At 65.6% G+C, this 25,112-nt stretch carries 20 protein-coding genes; 4 read left to right on the top strand and 16 right to left on the bottom strand.

From position 1 onward, the window contains the following. Positions 1-5 precede the first annotated feature (5 nt). The 3 genes from AOP73_RS06215 to sigE are packed head-to-tail and all read right to left on the bottom strand — an operon-like array spanning position 6 to position 2,872. A complete protein-coding gene (locus AOP73_RS06215; protein WP_061963918.1) occupies positions 6-1,385 on the bottom strand; it encodes a S1C family serine protease in 1,380 nt (459 codons plus the stop codon). 18 nt (positions 1,386-1,403) lie between these two features. After that, positions 1,404-2,255 (bottom strand): anti-sigma factor family protein, encoded by an 852-nt coding sequence (locus AOP73_RS06210; protein ID WP_061963916.1) that lies wholly within the window; start codon positions 2,253-2,255, stop codon positions 1,404-1,406. Next, on the bottom strand, positions 2,252-2,872 hold the full coding sequence (gene sigE, locus AOP73_RS06205) for an RNA polymerase sigma factor SigE (RefSeq protein WP_061963914.1): 621 nt from the start codon (positions 2,870-2,872) through the stop codon (positions 2,252-2,254). The genes AOP73_RS06210 and sigE overlap by 4 nt, the downstream gene beginning before the upstream one ends. 120 nt (positions 2,873-2,992) lie before the next feature. Between sigE and AOP73_RS06200 the strand changes: the two genes are divergently transcribed. Beyond that, positions 2,993-3,622 (top strand): O-methyltransferase, encoded by a 630-nt coding sequence (locus AOP73_RS06200; protein WP_061963912.1) that lies wholly within the window; start codon positions 2,993-2,995, stop codon positions 3,620-3,622. A 27-nt stretch (positions 3,623-3,649) separates the two neighbouring features. After that, positions 3,650-4,033, top strand: a complete 384-nt coding sequence (locus AOP73_RS06195) for a nuclear transport factor 2 family protein (protein ID WP_061963910.1) — start codon at positions 3,650-3,652, stop codon at positions 4,031-4,033. Positions 4,034-4,113: 80 nt separating this feature from the next. Here the strand turns inward: AOP73_RS06195 and AOP73_RS11750 are convergent, their stop codons facing one another. From AOP73_RS11750 to dapE, 3 genes are all read right to left on the bottom strand, one after another. Next, on the bottom strand, positions 4,114-4,281 hold the full coding sequence (locus AOP73_RS11750) for a DUF3117 domain-containing protein (protein WP_084622196.1): 168 nt from the start codon (positions 4,279-4,281) through the stop codon (positions 4,114-4,116). Between the two features lie 109 nt (positions 4,282-4,390). Beyond that, positions 4,391-5,164, bottom strand: a complete 774-nt coding sequence (locus tag AOP73_RS06190) for an LOG family protein (protein WP_061963908.1) — start codon at positions 5,162-5,164, stop codon at positions 4,391-4,393. 75 nt (positions 5,165-5,239) lie between these two features. Next, positions 5,240-6,334, bottom strand: coding sequence for a succinyl-diaminopimelate desuccinylase (dapE, locus tag AOP73_RS06185; RefSeq protein ID WP_061963906.1), 1,095 nt, complete (start codon positions 6,332-6,334; stop codon positions 5,240-5,242). Between the two features lie 36 nt (positions 6,335-6,370). Between dapE and dapD the strand changes: the two genes are divergently transcribed. Both dapD and AOP73_RS12110 read left to right on the top strand, forming a co-directional pair. Then, positions 6,371-7,318 (top strand): 2,3,4,5-tetrahydropyridine-2,6-dicarboxylate N-succinyltransferase, encoded by a 948-nt coding sequence (dapD, locus tag AOP73_RS06180; RefSeq protein ID WP_061964900.1) that lies wholly within the window; start codon positions 6,371-6,373, stop codon positions 7,316-7,318. Between the two features lie 134 nt (positions 7,319-7,452). Further along, positions 7,453-8,322, top strand: coding sequence for a hypothetical protein (locus tag AOP73_RS12110; protein ID WP_061963904.1), 870 nt, complete (start codon positions 7,453-7,455; stop codon positions 8,320-8,322). A gap of 456 nt (positions 8,323-8,778) precedes the next feature. On the opposite strand, the gene AOP73_RS06170 is transcribed toward AOP73_RS12110, so the two are convergent. From AOP73_RS06170 to AOP73_RS06125, 10 genes are all read right to left on the bottom strand, one after another. After that, positions 8,779-10,071: a citrate synthase gene (locus tag AOP73_RS06170; RefSeq protein ID WP_061963902.1), complete on the bottom strand. Its 1,293-nt coding sequence runs from the start codon at positions 10,069-10,071 to the stop codon at positions 8,779-8,781. 56 nt (positions 10,072-10,127) lie between these two features. Then, positions 10,128-11,249, bottom strand: a complete 1,122-nt coding sequence (gene dapC / locus AOP73_RS06165) for a succinyldiaminopimelate transaminase (protein WP_061963900.1) — start codon at positions 11,247-11,249, stop codon at positions 10,128-10,130. 11 nt (positions 11,250-11,260) lie between these two features. Further along, a complete protein-coding gene (gene fdxA / locus AOP73_RS06160) occupies positions 11,261-11,581 on the bottom strand; it encodes a ferredoxin (protein ID WP_061963898.1) in 321 nt (106 codons plus the stop codon). A 90-nt stretch (positions 11,582-11,671) separates the two neighbouring features. Continuing rightward, entirely contained in the window at positions 11,672-13,996 is a 2,325-nt protein-coding gene (locus tag AOP73_RS06155; RefSeq protein ID WP_061963896.1) for a VanW family protein, read from the bottom strand. Beyond that, the gene (locus AOP73_RS06150; RefSeq protein ID WP_061963894.1) at positions 13,986-14,339 is read right to left on the bottom strand and encodes a hypothetical protein; all 354 of its coding nucleotides are present in this window, start codon (positions 14,337-14,339) and stop codon (positions 13,986-13,988) included. Before AOP73_RS06150 ends, AOP73_RS06155 begins: the two co-directional genes overlap by 11 nt. A 102-nt stretch (positions 14,340-14,441) precedes the next feature. Continuing rightward, complete coding sequence (gene typA, locus AOP73_RS06145; protein ID WP_061963891.1) at positions 14,442-16,340, bottom strand: translational GTPase TypA; 1,899 nt, start codon at positions 16,338-16,340, stop codon at positions 14,442-14,444. A gap of 88 nt (positions 16,341-16,428) precedes the next feature. Then, positions 16,429-17,037, bottom strand: a complete 609-nt coding sequence (locus AOP73_RS06140; protein ID WP_061963889.1) for a hypothetical protein — start codon at positions 17,035-17,037, stop codon at positions 16,429-16,431. 17 nt (positions 17,038-17,054) lie between these two features. Then, positions 17,055-19,016: a glycosyl hydrolase family 18 protein gene (locus tag AOP73_RS06135; RefSeq protein WP_084626600.1), complete on the bottom strand. Its 1,962-nt coding sequence runs from the start codon at positions 19,014-19,016 to the stop codon at positions 17,055-17,057. Between the two features lie 193 nt (positions 19,017-19,209). Continuing rightward, entirely contained in the window at positions 19,210-21,801 is a 2,592-nt protein-coding gene (locus AOP73_RS06130) for a glycosyl hydrolase family 18 protein (protein ID WP_201774494.1), read from the bottom strand. 274 nt (positions 21,802-22,075) lie between these two features. Further along, positions 22,076-25,012 (bottom strand): helix-turn-helix transcriptional regulator, encoded by a 2,937-nt coding sequence (locus AOP73_RS06125; protein ID WP_061963887.1) that lies wholly within the window; start codon positions 25,010-25,012, stop codon positions 22,076-22,078. Positions 25,013-25,112 lie beyond the last annotated feature (100 nt).

Here is a 25,112-nt window from a genome sequence, read left to right as displayed (position 1 = left end):
AGACCCTATTCTGACGGTTGAGGAGCGGGTTCGTCCACGTTGACTTCAGAGTTGGATCCCAACGTCACGGTGACGTCCTTGGTCGAGTCACCCTGCTTGATGGTCAGCACCACGTCGTCGCCAGGAGCCTTGGCGCGAATCGCGACAACGAGTTCGTCTGACCGAGTCACTGGGCGACCATCAATCTGGGTGATGATGTCACCGGGCTCGATGCCTGCCACGTCGGATGGGCCGTCCGCGATAACTCCGGAGGAATCGTCGACGACCTTGATGCCTTCACCGGTGTAGCGCTCGTCCAGCAGCACTCCGATCACGGGGAACGTCGCCTCGCCATCGTTGATGAGCTGCTCGGCGGTGCGGCGTGCCTGGTTGGACGTGATGGCGAAGCCGAGGCCCACGGAACCGGCCTGCTGGGTCAACGACCCACCAAGCGATGCGATGGCCGAGTTGATGCCAATCACCTCGCCCGCAGAATTGATGAGCGGGCCTCCCGAGTTGCCGGGGTTGATCGCGGCATCGGTCTGAATCGCGTCGATGTAGGCGGGTGCCTGCGTGCCGTCGCCGGCGGTCACCGGGCGGTGCAGTGCCGAGATGATGCCGGTGGTCACCGTGGAGTCGAGACCCAGCGGGGAGCCGACTGCGATCGCCGCGTCTCCCACCACCACCTGGTCCGAGTCCCCCAGGACCAGCGGGGTGAGACCCTTCTCGTCGATCTTGACCACAGCAAGATCGTACTCGGGCGTGGTGCCGATGACCTTGCCCTCTTCAATGGTGCCGTCGGACTTGAGGACCTTGACGCTGTCATTGCTGGCGCCGTCGACCACGTGATTGTTCGTGAGGATGTAGCCGTCCTCTCGAATCACGAAGCCTGTACCAGTCGCGGAACCCTGAGCAGTGGTGGTCTCGATCGAGACCACTGAGGGCATGACGGCGGCAGCGATGGAGGCGACCGAGCCCTCGGGCCGGTCGACCGACGCACCGTTGACCGAAGGAAGCGCGACCGACGACGACGAGGGGCCCCACTCGTTGTAGGCCCACGCCCCGCCGGCGCCACCGAGGATGCCGAGGCTCAGGGCGCCAATGCAGATTGCGGCGACCGTGCGCTTGCGCACACGACCCACGGGCGCCTTGGGTGCCGCAGGTGGAACGTCTGCGGGCGGCGCTTCCCAGGGGAAAGGCTGCCCGGGAGCCGTCGCAACGTCGGTGCCGGACTGCGAACCTACCGCGGCATCGGCGGGCGTCTCAGCATCGGCCGTAGGGGCGACCTCGTCGCGCGTTGAGGACGCGGTGACGACGGCGCTGCTTTGCTGCGCGTCATCGCCCGCCTCGGGACGTTGCGATTCCCCTCCCACGGGGGTGGGTGGAGCGAAGGGTGAGTCAGACATGGGGACGGCCTTTCAGGACTAGTTGCCGGTAAGGGTGCCGGCAAATGCTCCGAGCCCGGCGTGAACACGATCAAAGAATCCGGGCTCGGTGTTGGTGGGGAAGGTGCCTGCCACCGTTTCGAGGGTCACCATGGCGCAGCTGCACGACACGGAAACCACTACGTCACCTGTCTGCCACACGAGTTGGGCAGGGTCGAGGCGAACGATGTAGACATCGATGCCCGGCACGTCGGCGCGCGGCAAATCAGCCACGCGCTCCTGCACCAGGTCGCCATGCTGCTCCGTCACGACCACCGGGTCGACTCCTGCGAGCAGCGAGGCAACGAGCATGTGAGCGCCGCTGTCGCCGCGCACCACCCTCGCTTCAATAGGGACGAGTCCACTGTCCTGCCAGTCCGGATGGACCCACGTCCGCATATTGTCCGCAGAACGCATGTCCTGTGGACCCATATACGCGACATTTGGTGCCGTGCCCTCTGCTGAGGCTGCGGCAAATTCAAGAGGAACCTGATCGGGACCGCCGGCGTAGTACGCGGCGCCCACGCCTACGGCGGCGAAGATCAGAATCGAAAATGCGATGGTGACGGAGCGGTGCCGGCTCGGCCTGGCTCGTGCGGCACGGGCGCGATGCTTGGACTCGCCCTGAGCGATCTGAGCCATCCGGTCTCGGTCCAGGAGCTGCTGGGCGAAGCGCATGTCAATGCCCGCACTGGACGTATTGAGGGCCTTGCGCGCATCACGCAATTCAGTCCATCGCGCGTTGCACTCATCGCACTCATCGAGGTGCGACATCGCTTCTGCGGCGTCGACTGTAGACATCCTGCCATCGAGCAGGTCGTGAAGGTTTTCTCCGAGGTGCTTTTGCGTCACTCGCCACCCCGCACCGGAGCGCGGTGCGCGAGAGACTCACGCAACTTCGCGCGGGCGCGAGACAGTCGAGAACGTACGGTACCCATCTTGATACCGAGCGTGGCTGCAATTTCCTCGTACGACAGTCCCTCGATGTCGCTCAGCACAATGGCCGCGCGGTATTCGGGGGGCAGGTCGGCGAGGGCGGCCACAATGTCGTCACCGAAGTGAGACATCTCAAACGCGTCTTCCGGCTGGCCCGAGCGCTCGTGGCGGTCGAAACTGTCCGACGTGGACACAGCCGCGTCGTCGTCCGCCATGAAATCGAAGCGAATTCGCTTCTTGCGTCGCATGCGGTCGAGGAAGAGGTTTGTCGTAATACGGTGGAGCCAACCCTCAAAGGTGCCCGGCTTGAACTGCGACAGTGAGTTAAACACGCGGATGAACACATCCTGCGTGAGGTCCTCAGCATCGTGCTGGTTGCCGGTGAGGTGGTACGCCAATCGGTAAACGCGACCCGAGTGTTCCTCGACGATGCGCTCCCACGTGAGCTCGGGGGCGAGCTCAGGGGCATCGGTGACGGACGAAACGACGGTGTCTTTGTTAGCGGTGTCTGTTGGCACGGCTGCAATAGTCATGGTTTCCTCCCTCACAATCTGCTCAACGGTTGGATGTACCTCTATGTTCCCATGATTCGTGCCGCGGCGGAAGGCGGATTGGTGGAATGTGACCCATATCATGTCCCTAGGAGGTGTGCCATGACTCACGAGGCCGCGAACTGGGCTTATGCCGAGGATTTTATCCACGAGGACCGAGTTCTATTGAGCGCGCGCGACGCCGCTGACGAACTCGGATGCGTGCCGGTATTGCCGGGCGCCGGACGCACATTGCAGATCCTCGCGCGGGCCATGAACGCTAAGTCGATCGTCGAAATCGGCACTGGCGCGGGGGTGTCGACCACATACCTGCTGCGGGGCATGCACCCCCAGGGAGTCATCACCACGATCGACGTCGAGGCCGAGCACCACAAGGCCGCCAAGCAGACGCTCGCCACCGGCGGTTTCGCGCCCGCTCGCGCACGAATGATCACCGGACGCGCCCTCGAGGTCCTCCCCCGTCTCACCGACGGCGGCTACGACCTGGTGTTGATCGATGCTCGCAAGTCGGAATACCCCGCGTACCTCGTGCAGGCCCTGCGCCTGCTGCGCAGCGGCGGCATGCTGGTGATCGACAACGCACTATGGCACGGTCGCGTGCCCGACCCGGCGCAGCGCGACGCGGACACCACTGCGGTTCGCGAGACGCTCAAGGCGATCCGCAATAACGAGAGCCTCACTCCCACGCTGCTGCCGACCGGTGACGGCTTGCTGGTCGCCATCAAGGACTAGCGGCGCCGGCCGCGATAGTCTCGGTTGATGTCTACGCCACTCGACGTTATTGACTCTCCGGACTGCGGCAACGCGCCACGCAAGGCAGTGCTGCGGGACATCGCCATTGGCCTCGCCCGCGCCGATGCGGCCGCACTCGGCCCCTACCTCGCGGACGATGCCGTGTGGACGCTGGTGGGCGACCGCGACCTGACCGGCGCGCAAGAAATCCGGGCGTGGGCGGCATCTGCGCCTCGCGCAGCTGAGCTTCGCTTCGCCTCCGTCCTCACCCACGGACCGGAGGCGAGTATGTCCGGCACCGTGACCCTCGCATCGGGCGAACGCACGTTCTTTAGCCACGTGCTCCGCTTCGCGTCGGCCGGCAAGTCTGCAAAGGCGAAGCGCGTGACGAGCTACCTGATTTCCGCGTAGGAAGCCGGGTCTCCTACGCACGCAAAAGCCCGCGCACCTCGACGGGTGGCGCGGGCTCGTGCGGTTAAGTCTGTGCGCACCTAGGCGATGGCACCGTTCAGTGCGGCGCCGAGCTCCTTGACCTCGTCGGCCGTGATCTCTACGACCAGACGTCCGCCGCCTTCAAGCGGGACGCGCATGACGTAACTGCGGCCCTCTTTCACGACCTCCATGGGGCCGTCACCAGTGCGGGGCTTCATTGCAGCCATCGTGTGTGTCTCCTTGGGGAAGTCGCTCGCCGCGGATTCGCGGCGTCTGGCGACTATTCTACGCGGACGCGAGGGCACTCCAAAATCAGCGCATTTCGCTGAACTCCAGCTACATCCCCTGGCCCTCTTGTTCCGAGGCCGCGGCCGCCCGCTCCTGGGCACGCTTCTCGGAGTAATCCTGCACAATGGCCACGGCCTCGGCGGGGTCGTCGGTCACGGTGAAGAGGTCGAAGTCGGTGTCGGAGATGGTGCCCTCGGGCAGGACTGTATTGCGCAGCCAGTCCACCAGCCCGTCCCAGTAATGGTGGCCGACCAGGACGATCGGGAAGCGCGTCACCGTGCGCGTCTGCACGAGCGTGAGCGACTCGAACAGTTCGTCGAAGGTGCCAAAGCCACCTGGCAGAACGATGAATCCCTGCGCATATTTCACGAACATGGTCTTGCGCGCAAAGAAGTAGCGGAAGTTCACGCCCAGGTTCACGTACTCGTTGACGCCCTGCTCGTGGGGTAGCTCGATGCCAAGCCCTACCGAGGTCCCACCCGCCTCGGAGGCACCCTTGTTGGCCGCCTCCATCACGCCGGGGCCACCGCCCGTGATGACGGAAAATCCGGCCTCCACCAGCAGCCGGCCCACGGTCTCGCCAATCTCGTAGTCCCGCGTGCCCGGCTTGGTCCGCGCGGAACCGAAAACCGATATCGCGGGCCCGACCTCCGCGAGCGCGCCGAAGCCCTCAACGAATTCCGACTGGATGCGCAGCACGCGCCACGGGTCGCCGTGGAGCCAGTCTGCGTCGCCCTGATCGTCGAGCAAGCGCGAGGACGAGGAATCCTGCGGAACGTGCTTGCCGCGAAGCAGCACCGGTCCCTTGCGGTAGTCATTCATGGTGCGTCTCCCTTAGGTCGTTGATGTCGTTGGCTTGTCTTGTGGGTGGACAGTCACTACGCCCGATGCTGTGGCTCAGGTGGTCAGCCAGGCCGCAAGACCGGCACGGCACTGGTTGATCTCATCAATTGCACACCACTCGAGGTCCGCGTGCGCGAGTTCGGGGTCGCCGGGACCGTAGTTGACGGCCGGTATACCCAGAGCTCCAAAGCGCGCGACGTCGGTCCATCCCAGCTTGGCGCGCGGTTCGGGCGCCCCCGTGCTGGCCACGGCGTCCACGAATCCCTGCGCGAGGGGCGCGTCCAGGCCCGGGCGGCAGGCGTCGGCGCGATCGGTCACCACGGTTTCAAACTCCCCCACGCCCGATGCCGCGATAACGTCGCGTACGTGCTGCACGGCATCGTCCGTGGTTTGGGAGGGAGCAAAGCGATAGTTGACGGTCACCGTGCACTGGTCGGGAATGACGTTGCCGGCGATGCCTCCCGTCACTGCCACGGCATTGAGTCCTTCGCGATATTGGAGTCCGTCCACCTCCACGGTACGAGGCTGGTAGGCGGCGAGGGCAGCCAGCACGGGAGCAGCGGCGTGAATCGCGTTCTCTCCCTTCCACGACCGCGCCGAGTGTGCCGCCTTGCCCGGCAGCACAATGTCCATGCGCAGAGTGCCATTGCAGCCACCTTCGATCTGCGCCTGCGTGGGCTCGCACAGCACGGCAAAGTCACCGGTGATCAGCTCGGGGTGACGGCGCGAGAGGCGTCCTAGGCCGTTCTTGGTCTCCTCCACCTCCTCGTGGTCATAGAAGACCCAGGTGATGTCGCGGGTGGGCTCGATCAGGTCCACGGCGAGGGAGAGCATGACGGCCACGCCGGCCTTCATGTCGACCGACCCGCGGCCGATGATCCCCAACCCGTCCGCGGTAGGGGTCGACGGCACGTTGCCCTTAATCGGCACCGTATCGAGGTGACCCGCGATGATGACTCGTTCGTCGCGGCCCAGCGTAGTTCGGGCCACGATCGCGTCGCCGTCTCGCGTGATTTCCAGGTGATCGCACTCGGCAAGGGCGGTGGCCGCAGCATCGGCGATGGCGGCCTCTCCGCCGCTCACGGACGGGATGTCGATGAGTTGCCGCGTGAGGTCGTCCACGGGCGCGGTCAGGTCGAGGGAGGTCATGCCGCCACCCTACCGATGCCCAGTATCCTTGTGCCCATGACTCGCACTGCATACGGATACGGACTTGCCACCACGGACGCGAACGGCACGGTGCTCGACACCTGGTACCCCTCGCCCACCTTGGGCGAACCGCCCGCGGGGCACAGTGCCCCCGCCGAGTTGAATGGCGCGGCGCGCGTCGACGAGCTACGCGACGTGACCGTGTCGGTCGTCTTCACCGAGATTGACTGCGACGCCGCCCCTGCGAGCGTCGAGGACGCATACCTGCGCCTCCACCTGCTCAGCCACCGCATCGTCCGCCCGCACGGCATTAATCTGGACGGCCTGTTCGGTGCGCTCACCAACGTGGTGTGGACGTCTGAGGGGCCCTGCGCCATCGATGGCTTCGAGTCCGCACGCGTGCGATTGCGCGCCGCCGGCAAGCACGTCACCGTGTTCGGGGTGGACAAGTTCCCCCGCATGGTTGACTACGTGGTGCCGTCGGGCATTCGCGTCGCCGATGCCGACCGCGTCCGCCTGGGCGCCCACCTTGCCGAGGGCACCACGGTGATGCACGAGGGCTTCGTGAACTTCAACGCCGGCACGCTCGGCCACTCGATGGTCGAAGGACGCATCTCGGCTGGCGTCGTTGTGGGCGACGGCTCCGACGTGGGCGGCGGCGCATCCATCATGGGCACGCTATCCGGCGGCGGCAAGGAGACCATCACGGTGGGTGAGCGCTCGTTGCTGGGCGCCAACTCCGGACTGGGCATCTCCCTGGGCGACGACTGCGTGGTCGAGGCCGGGCTCTATGTGACCGCCGGTTCCAAGGTGCTTGTGGTTGGCGTCTCCGACGACGACGGCAAGCCCGTCTGGGTCAAGGCGAAGGAACTTTCCGGCAAGGACGGCATCCTCTTTCGTCGCAACTCCACCAGCGGCGTGATTGAAGCCGTGGTGCGCCAGGGCAACGGCGTCGAGCTCAACGCCGCACTTCACGCGAACTAGACGCCGGCCAGAACCATCGCAGGCAGCGGGCACCAAAGAGTCCGTCCAAGCGTTCACTAGAGACGGTATTGGAGGCGGAGTTGGCGCGACACGGTAGGGACGGCGCGGGCCACCGCCGCCGAGGCGGCGGGCTCGTGGTCCTCGCACTCATCGCTGCCGTCACCGTGACCGCCGTCATTGTCGGTCCTGACCTGTGGCATCGTTACGGCGACCGTGTCTTCTCCTCGCGCTGCTCCGTCACCGTGGGCGACGAGACCGCAAGCCTGACGGCCGAGCAGACCGATAATGCGGCGTTGATCGCCGCCGTCTCCGTGGAGCGCGGCCTACCCGCGCGCGCCGCGACCATCGGCATCGCCACCGCCATCCAGGAGTCGAGCCTGCGCAACATCGACTATGGCGACCGCGACAGCGTGGGCCTGTTCCAACAGCGTCCTTCACAGGGATGGGGAGAGGTCGAGGAGATTCTCGACCCCTACTACTCCGCCAACAAGTTCTACGACGGCCTCATCAAGGTATCTGGCTGGCAGGACATGGCGGTCACCGTCGCAGCCCAGGCCGTTCAGCGTTCGGGATTCCCCGATGCCTACGCCGATCATGAGGCCGAGGCCCGCCTTTGGGCGTCCGCGCTCACCGGAAACGGCGGGCGGGTCAACTGCGACATCGGTGACGCTGAACCGACCACCGCACGGGCATTCATCGAGCGGGTGGACCTCGACTTTGGTCCCGGAGCGTACGCCGTCGAGGTGCTTGACGTGAACTCAGACACCACAGTGCTGGGACTCAGCCCGGGTGACGGTGAAAGTGCGCAGACGCCGCTGCTCTCGGCTCAGTCCATGCGCGAGTGGGCGGTGGCCGTCTCCTCGGTGCAATCCATCATCGAGTCCTCGTACGACGGCAAGGGCTGGCTGCGCGAGGAGGGCCTCGTAGACGATGCGCCGGCCGAAGACTCCCCCGCCGCCGACTTTGACGGCGCGATCGTCACCATTCGCACGGCCTCCACCTAGCCTGACCCCGCGGCACCGCTCGACCTGCGGCGTATGGCAGGGTCGCCGTGCCTTTCAATGCGCCTTGCGGGCCTCAGTGCGTCTCGCGGTGACGCCGGGCGTTGCGGGCTTGCCCGGATTCTCGGGGCGCCTTGCGGGCCTCAGTGCGCTACGCGGCGTCCCTTCGTGAAGGACGATCCGCTGAGACACCTGCGTGAAGGGTCGCCTGTCCCTTCCTGAAGGACAATATGTCAATTCGTCCTTCAGGAAGGGACAAGTGAGCGCACTGTCGGGCACGGTGAGGCGCGCAGGTGGGCGGGCACAGGGGGCACAGCGGGCGCAGTGGGTGCAGGTGCGCGCGTCTGGGCACGACTCGCGCAAACTGGGACACACCACCCGCGCATGTTAAGCAGGCGGGTGAGCGAAACGGAGCGCGATCACGCCCGGCCGTGTGACCGGGCGAGTCGAGCTAGGTGGCTAGCCGCGCTCGCTGAGCGGGGTGTAGTTGCGGTCCGTCTCGCCGGTGTAGATCTGGCGCGGGCGGCCAATCTTGGTGCGAGGATCGTTCAGCATCTCGCGGTAGTGGGCAATCCAGCCGGGCATGCGGCCCAGCGCGAAGAGCGGGGTGAACATCGGGGTGGGGAAGCCCATGGCCGAGTACAGCAGGCCGGTGTAGAAGTCCACGTTGGGGTACAACTTGCGCTCGATGAAGTACTCGTCGCTGAGCGCGATCTCCTCGAGGCGCTTGGCCATATCGAAGGTTTCGTTGTTGCCGCCCAGGTCCGCGAGCACCTTGTCGGCAACCTTCTTGACCTCGGCTCCGCGCGGGTCGTAGGACTTGTAGACGCGGTGACCGAAGCCCATGAGGCGGGCACCCTCGACCTTGTTCTTGACGTCGGAGACGAACTGCTCGACTGAGCCGCCGGAGGCCTTAATGTTGTCGAACATCTTCAGTGCGGCCTCGTTGGCGCCACCGTGGAGCGGGCCGGACAACGCGCCGATGCCCGCGGACACGGCCGCGTAGATGTTGGCCTGCGAGGAGCCGACGATGCGCACTGTGGACGTCGAGCAGTTCTGCTCGTGGTCCGCGTGCAGAATCAGCAGCAGATCCAGTGCCTTACGGATGGTGGGATCAATGTCGAGCTCACCAGATGCGGGCGAGAACGCCAAGCGCATGAACTCGTCGACGTAGTTGCCGTCCTTGCGGGGCTCGATGAGCTCCTCGCCGGTCGCGCGACGTTGCAGGTACGCCACGACCGTTGCGGACTTGGCGAGCAGCAGCACCGTCGCGAGCTCGAGCTGCTCCTCGTCGCGCCCCACCGACTCGGGGTAGAACGTAGAGAGCGCGGAAATCGAGCCGGACAGCACCGCCATGGGGTGCGCGTCGCGAGGGAAGGCGTTGAGGAACGTCTTGATGCCCTCGTGCACGTGCATGTGCCGTGCGACGCGGTTCTGCAACGCATTGAGCTGGTCCTCGGTGGGTAGCTCGCCATGAATCAGCAGGTACGCGGTCTCCAGGAAGTTCGAGCCACCAGCGATCTGTTCGATCGGGTAGCCGCGGTACTTGAGCACTCCTGCGTCGCCATCGATATACGTGATCGCGCTTTCGCACGCGGCGGTGTTCATGAACCCGGGGTCCATGGTCACCAAGCCGGTGTCACTCAGCAGGGTCGGGATTGCCAGCCCGTCATTGCCGATCGTCGCGCGCTCAATTCCGAGCTCGCGTGAATTTCCGTCGACAATCAGCCGAGCGTCTACAACCTGTGCCATGAACAACCTCCGGGTGCACGCCAAAGGCGCCTTCGTCCGTTTGCTTTGGCCTCAGTTTACCTGGCTTTGACGAGCCGTCGGGCCGCGGCGCTGATGCGCTCATCAGTAGCCGTCAGTGCGATACGCACGTGATTGGCAGCTGCAGAACCATAGAACTCTCCCGGTGCCGCCACGATGCCGTGGTGGGCGAGGAAATCCAGGGTCTGCCAGCAGTTTTCGCTCCTGGTGGCCCACAGGTAGAGCCCCGCATCGGAGGCGTCAATCCGGAAACCGGCCTCGCGAATCGCGGCGCTGAGAACCTCGCGACGCGCCCGATACACCTCACGTTGGGCCGCGACGTGAGTATCGTCACATAGCGCCGCAACTGTGGCCGCCTGCACGGGCGCGGGCACGATCATCCCCGCGTGCTTACGGGTCTCAAGCAGCCCGGCGATGATCTGCGGGTCACCCGCAGTAAACGCCGCCCGGTACCCGGCAAGGTTGGATTGCTTGGAGAGCGAGTAGACGGCGAGCAGGCTCTCGTGCGAGTCACCGCACACGGCGGGGTCGAGGATCGACGCCACCCCGTCGCTCACGAACGGTTCGTTCCACGGCAGTTCCGCGTAGCACTCGTCGGACGCCACCACGGCGCCGATGCTGCGGGCGGCACCCACGACATCGGCCAGGTACTCGCGGCTCGCCACCGCACCGGTGGGGTTGGACGGAGAGTTCACCCAGACGAGCTTGACGGCAGGGTTGCCCGCCCAGTCGGACACGGCATCGGCCGGCATGGGCGTCGCGCCAGCGAGCCGCGCGCCCACGTCATAGGTGGGATACGCGGCCGCGGGGTGAACCACGATGTCGCCTGCGCCAAGGCCCAAGAGTGCCGGCAGCAGGGCCACAAACTCCTTGGAACCCACGGTGGGCAGCACGGCGGCGGGATCGATCCCCGACACACCACGCCTGCGAGCGAACCAGTCCACAACAGCCTCGCGCAGTGCCAGGGTGCCATGAGTCGTGGGGTAACCCGGAGCATCGGCCGCTGCGGCCAGTGCCTCGCGCACCACCCGAGGCGTGGGATCGACAGGAGTGCCCACGGACAGGTTCACGATGCCGTCGGGGTGAGCCGAGGCGCGCGCGATGTACGGGGTCAGCGAGTCCCAAGGGAAGTCTGGGAGCGCGCCGGGATGAAGACCCATGTGAGTGGCGGTTAGCCGTTCTGCGGCGGGAGCGCCTTGATGATGTCGTGATCGTGCTCGATCAGACCCATCTTCGCGGCGCCGCCAGGCGAGCCAATCTCGGAGAAGAACTCGACGTTTGCCGTGTAGTACTCGGCCCACTTGTCGGGGGTGTCATCCTCGTAGTAGATAGCCTCGACGGGGCAGACCGGCTCGCAGGCACCACAGTCGACGCATTCGTCGGGGTGAATGTAGAGGCTACGTTCGCCCTCGTAGATGCAGTCCACGGGACACTCGTCGATGCATGCCTTGTCCTTGACGTCGACACAGGGCAGAGCAATGACGTATGTCACTTTGGTTCCTCCTACTTGGATGGTACGAACACCGCCATCATACAAGCGATGCGCCGCCGTTTGGTGCGGGGACGCGGTGCTCAGTGGCGCCTACGTGCACACAATCTTGTTGGTGGGCTTGTACGTCCACTTGAGGACGTTGGTATCGACCAAGTCGCCATCGAGGTAGACGGTACGCGTGTTGGTAATCGAGAAGCCAGCCTCGCCCGAATTACTGGGCTGACAGTCATCACTGTCAATCTCCACGGTGGTGGGCTGCACCACGTTGGTCTTGGGTGACGCCTTGGTCTTGACCTCGAAGTAGGGCGTGGACCAGACCTCGACGTACACCCTGTTGTCCTTAACGTAGCTGCTCATGACGGCGGCGTACGGCGTGTTGTTCTTGAACACCATGTTGATCTGGCCCGTGTAGATCGTCGACTCGCGACCAGCTGGGTAGCGCGGGAACCACTGCGAGTGCGGGCGGTGATCGATGTCCTCGTAGCCCGCGAAGTAGCCCGCGTTAAACGTGGTGGTCGCCATCTGCGAGAGGCCGCCACCCACGGCAGTCTGCACAATGCCATTCTCGATCACGTGGGCGGGGAAGTACCCGCCCTCCGTGGTGATGGGCAGCAACACGTCAGCCAAGTTGAATTCCTTGCCAGGCATGATGGTCACGCCGGTGACCTTCTCCGCGGCCCGCACCAGGTTCTTGGTGCGGATCGGCTCGTTAGTGAGCGGCGTCGAGAACGAGGAGACGATCTCCTTGTAGTCGTCAATTCCGAGGTCCGTCGACGACACCTTGGGGTGGACTTCGCTGTAGGCGATGGGCGCCGTGTGATCAATCGCTAGCGTCGCGTCCACGAGCACGGGCCCCATGGCGTCCTGATCGAGCGCGCGCCCGTTCTCGCTCTCCGTGGTGACGAGCTTGTGGCTCTTATTGAAGGTGAGTGTTGCATCCGTCGCGTCGTTCTCGAGGTCCGGGTCCGCGTCGAGCATGGCCGTCGACAGTGCCGGACCGTCTGCCACAACCTCCAGGCGAGAACCTGATGGCTCGGCGGACACAAACGGCGCGAACTGCGTTGGCGTCAATGACACATCCCCATTGGGTCCAGTCAGCGTGACCGAGGACGCGAGCACGGTGTCGTTGAGGGTCTCGACCATGCGGTCTGCCTCATAGTCCGAGATGTCCGCGTCCACGACCGCGGCCGCGGCGTCGAAGTCCGTCTGTGCCGGCCACCCGTTCTCGATCCGAGCCGCGGTGTCGTCGTGGTCCACCGTCACCGAGGGCTCACCGGGGTTCGCGGACGCGGTCGTGCCAGTGATGACTACCGTGGCGTTCTTGGCCGTGGTGTCGAGTTGCACGGAGGCGCTCTTCATCGCGACGTCCATCGCGTCGTCATCGACCACGACGACCGGCTCGAGTTCCGAACCTGTGGTGAAGTGGGCGACGATCTTGACAGGATTGAGGGTAAAGCCCGTGGCTTCCTCGACCATCGCAGCGGTGTCGATGCTCAGGCCGGATTCGCTGGGAACGATCGTCGTATCGACGCCACCCGCGGTCAGCGTGATCGGCGCCGACTCCATGACAGTTGCCGCCTCGTCGAGAGTCTTCGTGGCGGTCGCCACGTCCATCTCGCCGATCTCCACGCCGAGCGCCTGGGTATTCGCAGGTACCCGGTCGCCAAAGTACGTGGCGAACGCGTAGTACGCGGCGGCGAGCACCAGCAGGATGACCAGCACGATCCAGGGCCAACGGCGGCGCTTCTTGGGCTCGATCTCCACGGGCTCGTCGATGACCGTCGCCTCGAGGACGGTCTCCTCCTCCACCGCGAACCGGTCGGCGGCATCGAGCCCGACGGGCTCCATGACCATCGTAGTCTCTTGCGCCGATGCCGGGGCATCCTCAGGCGGTGCGATGACTTCGGGTTCGGCGCCAGCGTCCGAATCGCCAGCCACGTTGGGGTCATCTTCCGCGTCGACGTCGCCTGCGCCTAGCTCTCCCTCGGAAGGATGCTCGATAGCGAGGTCCGCAGCGACCGCCGCGGCGGCAATACCCGCGGCCGCATTGTCATCGGAATCGTCTTCACCATCAACATCTTGGTCGGATTCCGCGACTGCGACGGCGTCGGCATCGGCCTCGGTTTCGGTTTCGGTTTCGCTGTCAGCCTCACCGTCCGTGACCTCGATCTCCTCCGAGGTGCGCAGGAACTCGGGGACTCGCGCAAACACCACGGTGTCGGTGGGGGCCTCGGCGGCCTCGTCCACGGAATTGTCGGCGACGCTGCTGGCGTCCGCACCGCCGGCTACCCCGGCATCGGCGGCTGCCTGGCGTTTTTCCGCACGTTTGCGCAGCGATCGGTGCGCGTTGCTGCGCCGCCTGGCTTCCGCCTGCTGGTCCCGCAGTGCCCGCTCGGCATCGCGCTTACGCGACATCGTTCCTCCCAAAAAGCACCCGACGCGGGATCAGGCAGACCACGACGATGGCGAGCGATCCGCCAAACAGCCAGCCGTATCCGTAGCCATCGGTAGCGATCAGCAACGAGCCCCCCGGCCCTTCGAGGGATAGGACATACGTCAGCACGGCCCACGCACCAGCGAAGACCGCGATGCCCGACCATTCCTTCCACGTACGCGCGAAGACGGTGGCGACGAGCATCAGCAGGATGCACAGGACGAGGCCGAAGGGTGCAATCGCTCGGTAGGCACTCGCCCCAACCAATGCGGCAATCAACCCAACGATCGCGAGCACCAGGTAGCCGAGGGCGGAGCGAATCATGCTTCCCAGGATAGGCGGGAACGACAAGCCGCAACGACAACGCGGCGGCGACCGGTCACGTTTGTGACAGTCGCCGCCGCGTTGAGTGACGGTGTGTGCGGACTAGTTGTCGCGCTTTGCCTTCGACGCGGTGCGTGCACGCTCGTTTGCACCCAGGATGACCTTGCGAATCCGGGTCTTCTCCGGCGTGACCTCGACACACTCGTCCTCGCGGGCGAACTCCAGGCACTCCTCGAGCGTCAGGTGACGCGGGGGCGTCAGGTTCTCGAACGAGTCGGATGAGGCTGCACGCATGTTGGTGAGCTTCTTCTCCTTGGTGATGTTGACGTCCATGTCCTCGTTGCGCGAGTTCTCGCCCACGATCATGCCCTCGTAGACCTCCGAGGTGGGGTCGACGAAGAAGGAGCCGCGCTCCTGCAGGTTGATCATGGCGAACGGCGTCACGACACCCGCACGGTCAGCGACCAGCGAGCCGTTGACACGGAACTCGATGAAGCCGGCCCAGGGCTCGTAGCCGTGTGCGATGGAGGACGCGATGCCGGTGCCACGCGTGTCCGTCAGGAAGATGGTGCGGAAGCCGATCAGGCCGCGGGCGGGCACGACGAATTCCATGCGGACCCAGCCGGTGCCGTGGTTCGACATGTTCTCCATGCGACCCTTGCGAGAGGCGAGCAGCTGCGTGACGGCGCCGAGGTGCTCCTCGGGCACGTCGATGGTGAGGTGCTCCATCGGCTCGTGCTTCTTGCCATCGATCTCCTTGGTGACGACCTGCGGCTTGCCGACCGTGAGCTCAAAGCCCTCGCGACGCATCTGCTCGACCAGGATGGCCAGCGCAAGCTCGCCACGGCCCTGAACTTCCCAAGCGTCGGGACGCTCGGTGGGCAGTACGCGGAGCGACACGTTACCGATGAGCTCCTTGTCTAGGCGGTCCTTGACCTGGCGGGCCGTGACCTTGGCCCCCTTGACGCGTCCGGCGAGCGGTGACGTGTTGATACCGATGGTCATGGAGATCGCAGGGTCATCCACTGTGATGAGCGGCAGCGGGCGGGGGTCGTCGACATCGGTCAACGTCTCACCAATGGTGATCCCCTCGATACCCGCGACGGCGACGATGTCGCCGGGGCCAGCCGACTCTGCGGGGACACGGGTCAGGCCCTTGGTCTCCAGCAACTCGGTGATTTTGACGTTCTTCATGGTGCCATCGGCGCGAGCCCAAGCGACCGTCTGGCCCTTGGTGATGGTGCCGTTGAAGACACGCAGCAGCGCGAGGCGACCGAGGAACGGCGAGGCGTCGAGGTTGGTGACGTGAGCCTGAAGAGGCGCATCATCGTCGTAAGACGGCGCGGGGATGGTGTCCATGATGACCTTGAACAGCGGCTCGAGGTTTTCCTCGGTGGGCAGTTCTCCGTCGCCGGGCTGCTCGATGCTGGCGCGACCCGCCTTGGCGGACGCGAAGACTACGGGCACCTCAAGCAGCGCGTCGACGTCGAGGTCGGGGACCTCGTCCTCAAGGTCTCCCGCAAGGCCGAGCAGCAGGTCGTGGCTCTCTTCGACCACGGCGCTGATGCGCGAGTCGGGGCGGTCAACCTTGTTGACGACGATGATGACGGGAAGCTTGGCCGCGAGCGCCTTACGGAGCACAAAGCGCGTCTGCGGAAGTGGGCCCTCGGATGCGTCGACCAGGAGCACAACGCCGTCAACCATGGACAGTCCACGCTCAACCTCGCCACCGAAGTCCGCGTGACCTGGGGTGTCGATCACGTTGATGGTGACGCCACCCTCGATCGAGTGCGCACCGGTGTAACGGATCGCCGTGTTCTTGGCGAGGATCGTGATGCCCTTTTCGCGCTCAAGGTCGCCGGAGTCCATCGCACGGTCCTCGACGTGTGCGTGGTCACCGTAGGCGCCGCCCTGTACGAGCATGGCGTCAACGAGGGTGGTCTTACCGTGGTCAACGTGGGCCACGATGGCGACGTTGCGCAGGTCTGAGCGCAAGGGCATAGAAAACTCGATTCAAAGATTGGGGGTCCGGTCCCTCATGGGCCAGCACTCCAGTCTAGCGGTTGTACGCGCTTTTGGGGAGCACCCCCTATTCGCCCGCCTCATCGAGCCACTGCGCACCTGCCACCCTGTCTCCCAGCTCCGCGAACGACCAGCGATCCACGATCGTCACGAGCCCCTCCGCGCCGCCCACGCTCCACTGGCGCTGCTGAATTGCGATTGCCCCCGCGCCGTCAGCGTCAGCACACGTCACATCAAAGACCTGCACCGTGCCCGTGCTTCCGGCTACCGGAGTGGCTTGCGCCGATGCGGGGGTCGCGCTCACCGGCATCATTCCCTCTCCCCCAGGACAGCCGATGCCGTCGTCGAGGATCGCCTGATCGGTCGCGTGAGCGCCCGCCCCGCTCACCACGGCGAAGGCCGGGCAATTGGTCCCGTCCTCACAACCGCCGGCGGTGACCACGGCAATCGAGCCAGTGTCCTCGCCAGGCGCCCAGAAGTCGGCCGCCGGAATCGCTAGCGGTCCGACGGGCATGAGCGGCGCGTCCGCGATCGAGTCCGAGCCTGCCTCCCCCGCGGCCCCGCTGGACGATGCGGCGCTACTGTCCGCAGCATCGGCGTGCGGCGCGCCGGGCGCGGAGACGCCCCCCGCGCACCCGACCGTGAGCAAGCCCACGGCGAGTGCGACGGGGAGCATCCGTGCTGTGTTGCATGTTAGCAAGCGCCAAGGTCCTTCCACGGACCCCACTGAGCGGCGCCGGGCTGGTCACCCTGCGTCCACCACTTTGCCTCGTAGGCGTGGCCGCCGTACGTTGCGGTGGCTCCGCCTACGTAGACCGCCGATGCGGACCAAGCGGCCGCGCACTCGCTGGGCGGTTCCGTGGGATCCGGGTCCGGAGTGACCGTCGGGTCGGGATCCGGCGTCACCGTGGGGTCAGGGTCCGGAAGCGGGTCACCACAGGTGTCCACGACCTTCCATGGCCCCCACTGAGCCGCACCAGGCTGGTCACCCTGCGTCCACCACTTTGCCTCGTACACGATGTCGTTGTAGACAACCGTTGCACCACCGGTGTACGCAGTGGCCGCGGCCCAGGGCGTGATGGTGCACGCGTTCGGCGGGTCGGTCGGGTCGGGATCCGGCGTGACCGTGGGATCAGGGTCCGGCGTTACCGTCGGGTCGGGATCCGGCGTTACCGTCGGATCGGGCGTGGGCGTCGGCGTGACAATGGGACCGCCATCGATGGGTCCCGATGCTCCGGTGCCCAGCTTGTTCATCAGCGCGGTCGTGAGCACACCGTTGCGGTCGCCCGAGAGCTCCCACCACATGGCGCCACCGAGGCCCTTTTCGCGGATGTAGTCGGCCTTGATCGCGACCGACTTGGGGTCATCCAGGCTCCACCACTGGTCGCCGTTGTAACGCCACGAGGCACCAATGCTGGCGTCGTAGTAGCTGGTTCCGAGGTTCTTGAGCTTGTCGTAGTCCTCGTTGCCAGCCTCCCAGGTGCCGGGGCCGGCGCCATTGGCGGCGGTCCATGCGTCGGCGCTGGTTGCGCCCTTCCAGCCACGGCCGTACATGGCCATGCCCAGCCCCAGCTGCTCGGGCGCGATGCCTGCGTTGATGTACTCCTTGACGGCCTTGTCGACCGAGAACTTCTTGGAGGCGGGTCGCGTGTCGGCCGGGTCGTCGTACAGGTTGCCCTGGTGCCCCGTCAGCGTCGGGTCCCAGGCGCCGTGAAGGTCATAGCCCTGCACGTTTCCGTAGTCGAGATCCTCGAAGATACGGGGGTCGTTCCAGCCACCCGACGCGATGTCCGCGGGGTTGGCCGGCAAGAAGGCCGACAGCACATAGTGCTTGCCCAGCGGGTCGCCATAGGCGTCCAACTGGTCACGGAACTCCTGGATAAGGAGGCGGAAGTTCTCCTTGTCGTTGACGGCGTCTACGACGTTCCCTTCCAGCCCGTTGGGAGATCCCGGCCATTCCCAGTCCAGGTCGATGCCGTCAAATACGCCAGCCGCGGCACCGGGGCCACCCTTGCCATCAATCGTGGGCAGGTTGCCCTTGATGTAGAGGTCGATGCAGGAGGAGACGAACGCCTTGCGCTTCGCGTCGGTGGAGGCGACCGTGGAGAAGTTCTTTGACCAGGTCCACCCACCGAGCGAAATGATGGCCTTGACGTTGGGGTTGAGCTCCTTAATCTGCTTGAGCTGATTGAAAGAACCGGCGAGGGGTTGGTCCCACTTGTCGGCAGTGCCGTTAACCGAATTGGCGGTGGTGTATCCCATGCCGAAGTCGGCCCAGGCGTCGCCGGCACCATCGGAACCGTTGGGGCCGGTTCCCTGCGCCTTGTTGGCGATGAAGCACTTACCCGTCTGGTGGTGGATATTGCCGAACGAGTAGTTGATGTGGGTGATGTCCTTGATGGTGCCCGAATCCTGCAACTGCTTGAGCTTGTAGTCGCGGCCGTACACACCCCATTGGGTGAAATAGGCGACGTTGCGGAATCCATTGATGTTCGTGGAGTCCACGGTTTGTTGCGCCGCCGTAGGAGCCGCCGCGGGGGCTGGTGTCGCGGCCGATGCTGCGGTGGCTGCGGTGCCAATGATCGCGAGCGACGCGACGACGGAACCAACGCGGCCCCATGGGCCGAGCCGACTTGTCCTCTTGGTTGAGGTCATGTCTCTTCCTCTTCTCTGAGTGTTGAGTACCTGATCGTGCATAGGTTGTGGGGTTCTGCGGGTGGGGTACTACGTACTTGATGGTGCTAGGGGCGCTCGGGGCAGGTGCGGCCACGAGCGCGTCCCGGACGTGGTTTGTCCGGAGGATGAAGCAGGTGGCGGGACACCGGGCATCGATGGCCCGCCACCCCAATCAGCAGCTACCGGCGTCTGCCCACGGCCCCCAGGGGTCCGCGATGCTCGGCTCGTTGTTCTGCGTCCAGAAGCGCGCAGTCCACTCGTGACCACCGTGGCTCACCTTGGCGCCGCCGTTGTAGACAGCGCCGCTGTCCCAGGCCGCGGAGGTGCATGCGCCGGGGTCACCGCCGTCACCACCATCGCCGTCTCCGTCGTCGCCGCCACCGCCGGTCGAGGCGTTGACCACGGTCACGCCACGCGGGTGGTCGTAGGTGGTGGCGTAGTCGGTGCCATCAACCGTGACGATCACGTTGGAGAACTGCGCAACAGGCAGCGCCCACTTGAGCTGGTTGGTGATCGACCCGCCAGCGGGGATGCCGCCGGTAGGAACGGTGAAGGCCACGGTGTGGAAGTCGCCGTCGAGTCCGCCCACGTTGTTTCCGGTGTGGCCCTTCTTGGTCACCTTGGTGCCGTAGCCGCTCCAGTCGCTCATCTCGCCAGTGTCGGTGGTGCCGTACTGGAAAGAGATCGTCGAGCCTGCCGGGATATCCGACGAGCCATTGTTGCGGAAGACGACCTTGGGAGAGATCGGGTAGTTGTTGTCTCCCAAGGCGAACTCCGTGTAGTCGATGCTGACGTCAAGAGCCTGCGACGGCATCGGCCGGTCGGCGTTCGCCTTGCTCGCGCCGTAAGGCGTGGTGCTGGTGAACTTGTCGTGCATGAGATCCACCAGGGTCTCGCCCATCTCGTACTGGCCCTTGGCCTCGTTGAAGCCGTAGTCTCCCGCGAGCTCCCAGATCATCAGGCCGCCCAGGCCGGTGTCGTTGACGTAGTCGGCCTTGGCCGTGATCGCGTCGGTCGAGTCGCCGGACAGGAACACCTTGGTCTGCGGGTTCCACCACCACTCGTTCTTGGTGACCGGGTCAAAGTGGTGCTCGTAGTTGCCCTCGATGGTGGTGGGCACGTTGTACGCCGCGGCGTAATCCCCCACGATGTCGTTTTCGAGGTTGAGCGCGTGCCAGATGGGATTGACGCCGGCGGGAACCGCGTTGCCCTGCGGGTCCGTGTCGTACCAGAGGTTGTCGATCCCCTCGGCACCCCAGCCGCACTTGCCGTTGGTGCCTGCGGGGCAGGTGAAGCCCGCGGGTGCTGCCGCCGTGCCTCCCATGCCGTAGGTGCCGCCGGTCACTCCCTGGAAGCCGCGAGTGTAGAACGGCACGCCCAGATTGATGCGGCCGCCCTGCATGGCACCGCGGAAGTAGTGCGAGGCCCAGTCGGCGTTGAGGTAACCGATGCCCTTGTACCCGGTGTAGACACCGCCCGCAGCGAGTTCGGCGTCCTTGCCGTCGTCGTAGAGCGCCGCGTTGCCGCCCACGAACTTGTTCCAGGCACCGTGCAGGTCGTAGGTCATCATGTTGACGTAGTCAGCGTATTGGGTGATCTGGAAGACCTCCATACCGCGCAGCAACCACCCGGAGGAGGGCGTCGCGGTGGTGAGCATGTAGTACTCGCCGTCCTCGGCGCCAGCCTCGTCGAGCTTCTCACGCAGCGTCTTCATGAGCGCCACGTAGCCCTCGAACAGTTCTCCACGCTTAGCGTCGGAGAAGGCGAAGTCATCGGGGTTACCAGCCTGGTTGTTGGACGTGGGGTATTCGTAGTCAATGTCTACGCCGTCGAACCCGTACTCGCGGATGAAGTCCACGGCGGAGTCCGCAAAGGTGTCGATCTTGGCCTGCGACTCCGTCATGGTGTAGAAGCCGCCCGATGCGACACGGTCGCCATTGCCGTCAAAGTAGCCGCCGGTCTCGGCCCAACCGCCCACGGCGGGAAGTACCTTCACGCCGGGGTTGGCCGCCTTGTACTTATTGAGCAGATTGAAGTGCCCGGTGTACGGCAGCGACGGGTCCATCTCCGCACCAGGCGTGCCTGGCCACGTCATGTCCGTCGACGAGTTGCCGGCGACGTCAGCGTTGACCGACACCTTGTTGTCGGGGCCCACGTGCGCAAAGGCGTAGTTGATGTGGGAGAGCTTGTTCCACGGAATGTCACTGGCCAGGTACTGCGGGGCGCCGTTCTTGCCGGTCCTCCAGTTGGTGAAGTAGCCGATGACGCGGCGGTCCAAACTGTTGGGCAGAATCTCGCGTCCGTCAGTGCCGTACACGTCGCAGTACGGGGTGTCGACGCCGGGAGTCTGCGCCATGCCGTCGGGGCGACACTGCTCGTCCGGGTTGGCGTTGGGATTGGGCTCTGGGTCGGGAGTGACCGAGGGCTCGGGATCGGGCGTCACCGACGGCTCCGGGTCTGGGGTGACAGAGGGCTCTGGATCGGGAGTCACCGAGGGTTCAGGATCCGGTGTCACTGAGGGCTCCGGGTCGGGAGTCACGGAAGGGTCGGGGTCCGGCACGATGCCGCCGCACTCCCCCTGCGACTTCCACGGGCCCCACTGTGCTGCACCCGGGGTGTCGCCAAGCGTCCACCACGCAGCGCGGTAGTTCTCTCCGTCGTAGGAGGCGAGATCTCCGCCGACGTAGGTGGCGCCGGCGGACCACGCGGGTTCACATTTTGCAGTGGCGGCGCTCGCGCCCGTGGCGCTGGCCGTGACGGCCACCGCAGTCAGAGTTGCCCCTAACAGGCTAGCCAGCACGGTCGCCGCGATCCCCCTAGTGGGGCGGCGAACTGCTGACGGTTGATGGGTGGGCGGGTGCATGGTGGCTACCTTCTCTTCCTTACCGCGACATCATTGTGCGGATGGTTCGGGCCCTCAGCCGTAGAACCAAAATAGGGAGAGTCCGGGCGACTGCGCTATGCGCATTCACCACATTGTTAGGTTTCCTCACATACTGCACGTACGTAGATATACGTACGAAACGATGCGAGTGTGGCTACATGCTCGAGTCGGGGGTGTGCGCCAACACCACGAGCTCAAATCGCGATCGCAAATCGAGCTTGCGATACACACGCCCCAGGTGCACCTCCACGGTGCGAACAGAGCAGAACAGCCGTGCGGCCACCTCGCGGTTGGCCAACCCTTGCGCCACCAGCAACGCCACCTCAAGCTCGCGTTCGGTGAGTTCCGCCGCCCAATCGTCATGATGGGACGGCTCGACCTCCACCGGCGCGGTAACCCGCTCACTGGAAGACGTGCGGGTCGCGTCTGCTCGCGCAGATCCTGCTTGAGGTATCGAGGCGCGGTCCGACGCGCCACGCCCCGCACGCTCCCCTTCGAGTCCCACCAACGCGACCCACGCCTGGGCTCCCGACTCCTCGAATAGGTCCTGAGCCGCCATCAAGTGGGCCAACGCGGACTCGCGAATCTCGAGGCGGGCCATTGCCCGGCCGATGCTGAGTTCCACCTTGCCACGCTCGTACGCCGACTCGAGTCGCCGGCCGGCAAGCGTCGCCCTGGACGCTAATTGGGCCACGTCCGTCTTGGTGGCGAGCGCGAGCAGAGCTCTGGCAAGTGAGGCGTCGCGCACGGCGGGTGAAAGCGCAGTGAGGCTTACCTGAAGACGATCAAGCGCGCGCCGAGCCTCATCCGGGCGACCCGCCATGGACCACGTCTCGACGGCGTCAAGTCCTGGCACCGCCATCACCACGCCTCGCTCACGTGTCTCGCGCTCCGCTGCTAGTTCGAGCAGGGTGGCCGCCTGGACGTGTTCCTCTCGGAACGATGCGGCGAGCGCCCGGTCCACAAGCATTCCCAGCCGCATAGGCGCACCTGCTGCACACGGCGAGGTGGCGGCTAACGCCGTGGACGTCACGCCGATGCGTCCGTCGCGTACCGTATCAAGCCGGCGGCTCAGCGTCACGCCTAGTCCCGCAAAGACCATCCCGACCGGCAACTTCGCTGCCGCATCGCGAAGAGTCATCGCGGCCCGTGCGACATCTCCCGCGCGCATCTCCACGAGCGCCTGAACCACCCGGAGATGAGCCTCGACCAGGGGCGAGACAGCGCGGTCGGCCCCGTCGAACCAGCGACCACCGTGGCGCAGCGGCGCGAGCTCCGCGACCGCGCTCGCGAGCACGCGTGCCGCCGCGGAACTCTCGTCTCGATGCATCAGAGTGACGGCTCGCGCCACCGCTCCCAGGGCTTCGTCATCCACGAGCCTGGTGTGCTCCGGGAGGTCGACCTCAGCGGCGAACTCGTCCCCATACATCGCGAGCCATGCCCGCGCGAGCGATGTCCCCTCGTGGGCGCAGCGCTCCTCCACTCCAACGAGGGCGGCCGCCTCGGCCAAGCGGTCGCGAGCCGTGTCGATGTTTCCGCGCTCAAAGTGCAGGCACGCGGCCACCGTGAGACCGCGCGCCACCTCGGTCACCGTTCGTTGGTCCGCCTCACTCGTGCCCTCGAGTCGCGCAGCTTCCGCTCGCGTGCGCTCGAGCAGATCGTCGGGCACCCGACCCTCGGTGAGGGTCAGAGTCATGGTCAGGCCCAAGAGCGTCCGCGCTCTCGACGTCAGGTCGCCGCTGCGAGCCGCGTGCGGGAGCCAGTGAGCGGCGTCGTGAATGTGCCCACTCAGCACCGCGGCGAGTCCGGAGAGTTCACAAGCCCGCAACCGCTCGTCGCCAGTGGCATGGCCCACAGCCTCACGGGCGACGGCGTGGGCCCACTCCGTGTCGCCCCGGTCGAGATGACGGTGAGCGAGGCTCAATAACTTGGGGACGACGGCTGAATCTCCCACCAGCGTGGCGAGGGCCGTATGCCAGGCTGCGATCTCCTGGTCCCCCGCCGCACGGTGCGTGGAGGCCAGTGCGACGTGCGCCGTGGTCCGTTCGGCAAGGCTCGCGTCCCCGTGGATGAGTGCGCGCAGGCGAGGGTCCGCGAAGGCAAAACGACCGGCGATGGGATCCAGTTGATCGGCCAACTTTCCCTGGGTAAGCGCGACGATAGACACTCCCGTCGCAGCCGTAAGGATGTCGAGGCGGTCCACCACCGTCACGGCGGCTGCGAGGAGCACTCCCCTGTCGCGGGCGGTCAGGCCCTCGAGCTGGGGCGCGAGGGCACCGCGGACCGCCGGAACCACGGGCAGCGGGTCGGGCAATAGTGACGTCCCGGCCAGCTGCTCGCCGGATAGGACTCGAGCCGTTTGAATCAGGCAGGCCGGGTTCCCATTCAACTTGTCCACCAACCGCCTCGCGACGTGGGGTGCCACCGGTAGGCACCCCGCACTCGCCAGGACCAGGAGTGCGGCCTCGGTGGTCAGCGGCGGCAGCTGTCGCACGTCGACGTCGTGTGGGGGACGCTGGCCAAACGGCGAGCACACCGACGTTGCCAACAGGACTCTCCGGTGCGATTCGCTGCGCGCCATCAGCAGGAGACGGTTTAGGACCGCGGGCGCACTGTCCTCGAGGTCGTCGACCACGAGCACGAGCGTACGGTCGCCCACCAGCGACTGCAGCGTCGTCGAATCTCTCCCATCTCTGTCCGGCTCGGCCCCTGATAGAACCCGTGTCAGCGTTCGCGCGATGCCGTCATGGGGTTCTCCAGGGGCACCTTCAACCTGGAACGCGACAAGGTCGCCGATTGCGCCCTGCGGACCACCACGGCCCGTCGTGCGGCTTTCCACGGTCAGCCTCGCAACCATGACGTCGGCCGCCACGCCTCCGCGGCGAATGCGCTCACCAATCGCATCGAGAAGCGTGGAGCGGCCCATGCCGTACTCGCCGGTCCAGACGATGCTGCCATGTCCGGCGTCCACCGCGCCGAGCGCACGATCCACCTCGACTTGGCGGGCATCGGGAAGAATGTCTACCGCCTGACCGCTCACGCCGTCTGGAGTGCGCGATGCGAGCGTGCTCAGCCGGGTACTCGACTCCACGTGCCACCTCGCTATCCGCGCATCATTGCAACGATGTTCACAGGGTAACAACGTCGGCGACACCCGGACTCCGCGAGATGTCACGGTTGCACAACGGCAC

The organism is Demequina aurantiaca (genome assembly GCF_000975135.1).
GTDB classification, from domain to species: domain Bacteria; phylum Actinomycetota; class Actinomycetes; order Actinomycetales; family Demequinaceae; genus Demequina; species Demequina aurantiaca.
The sequence above is the reverse complement of the archived record's forward strand: the minus strand, read 5'-3'. Positions and strand labels throughout refer to the sequence as shown.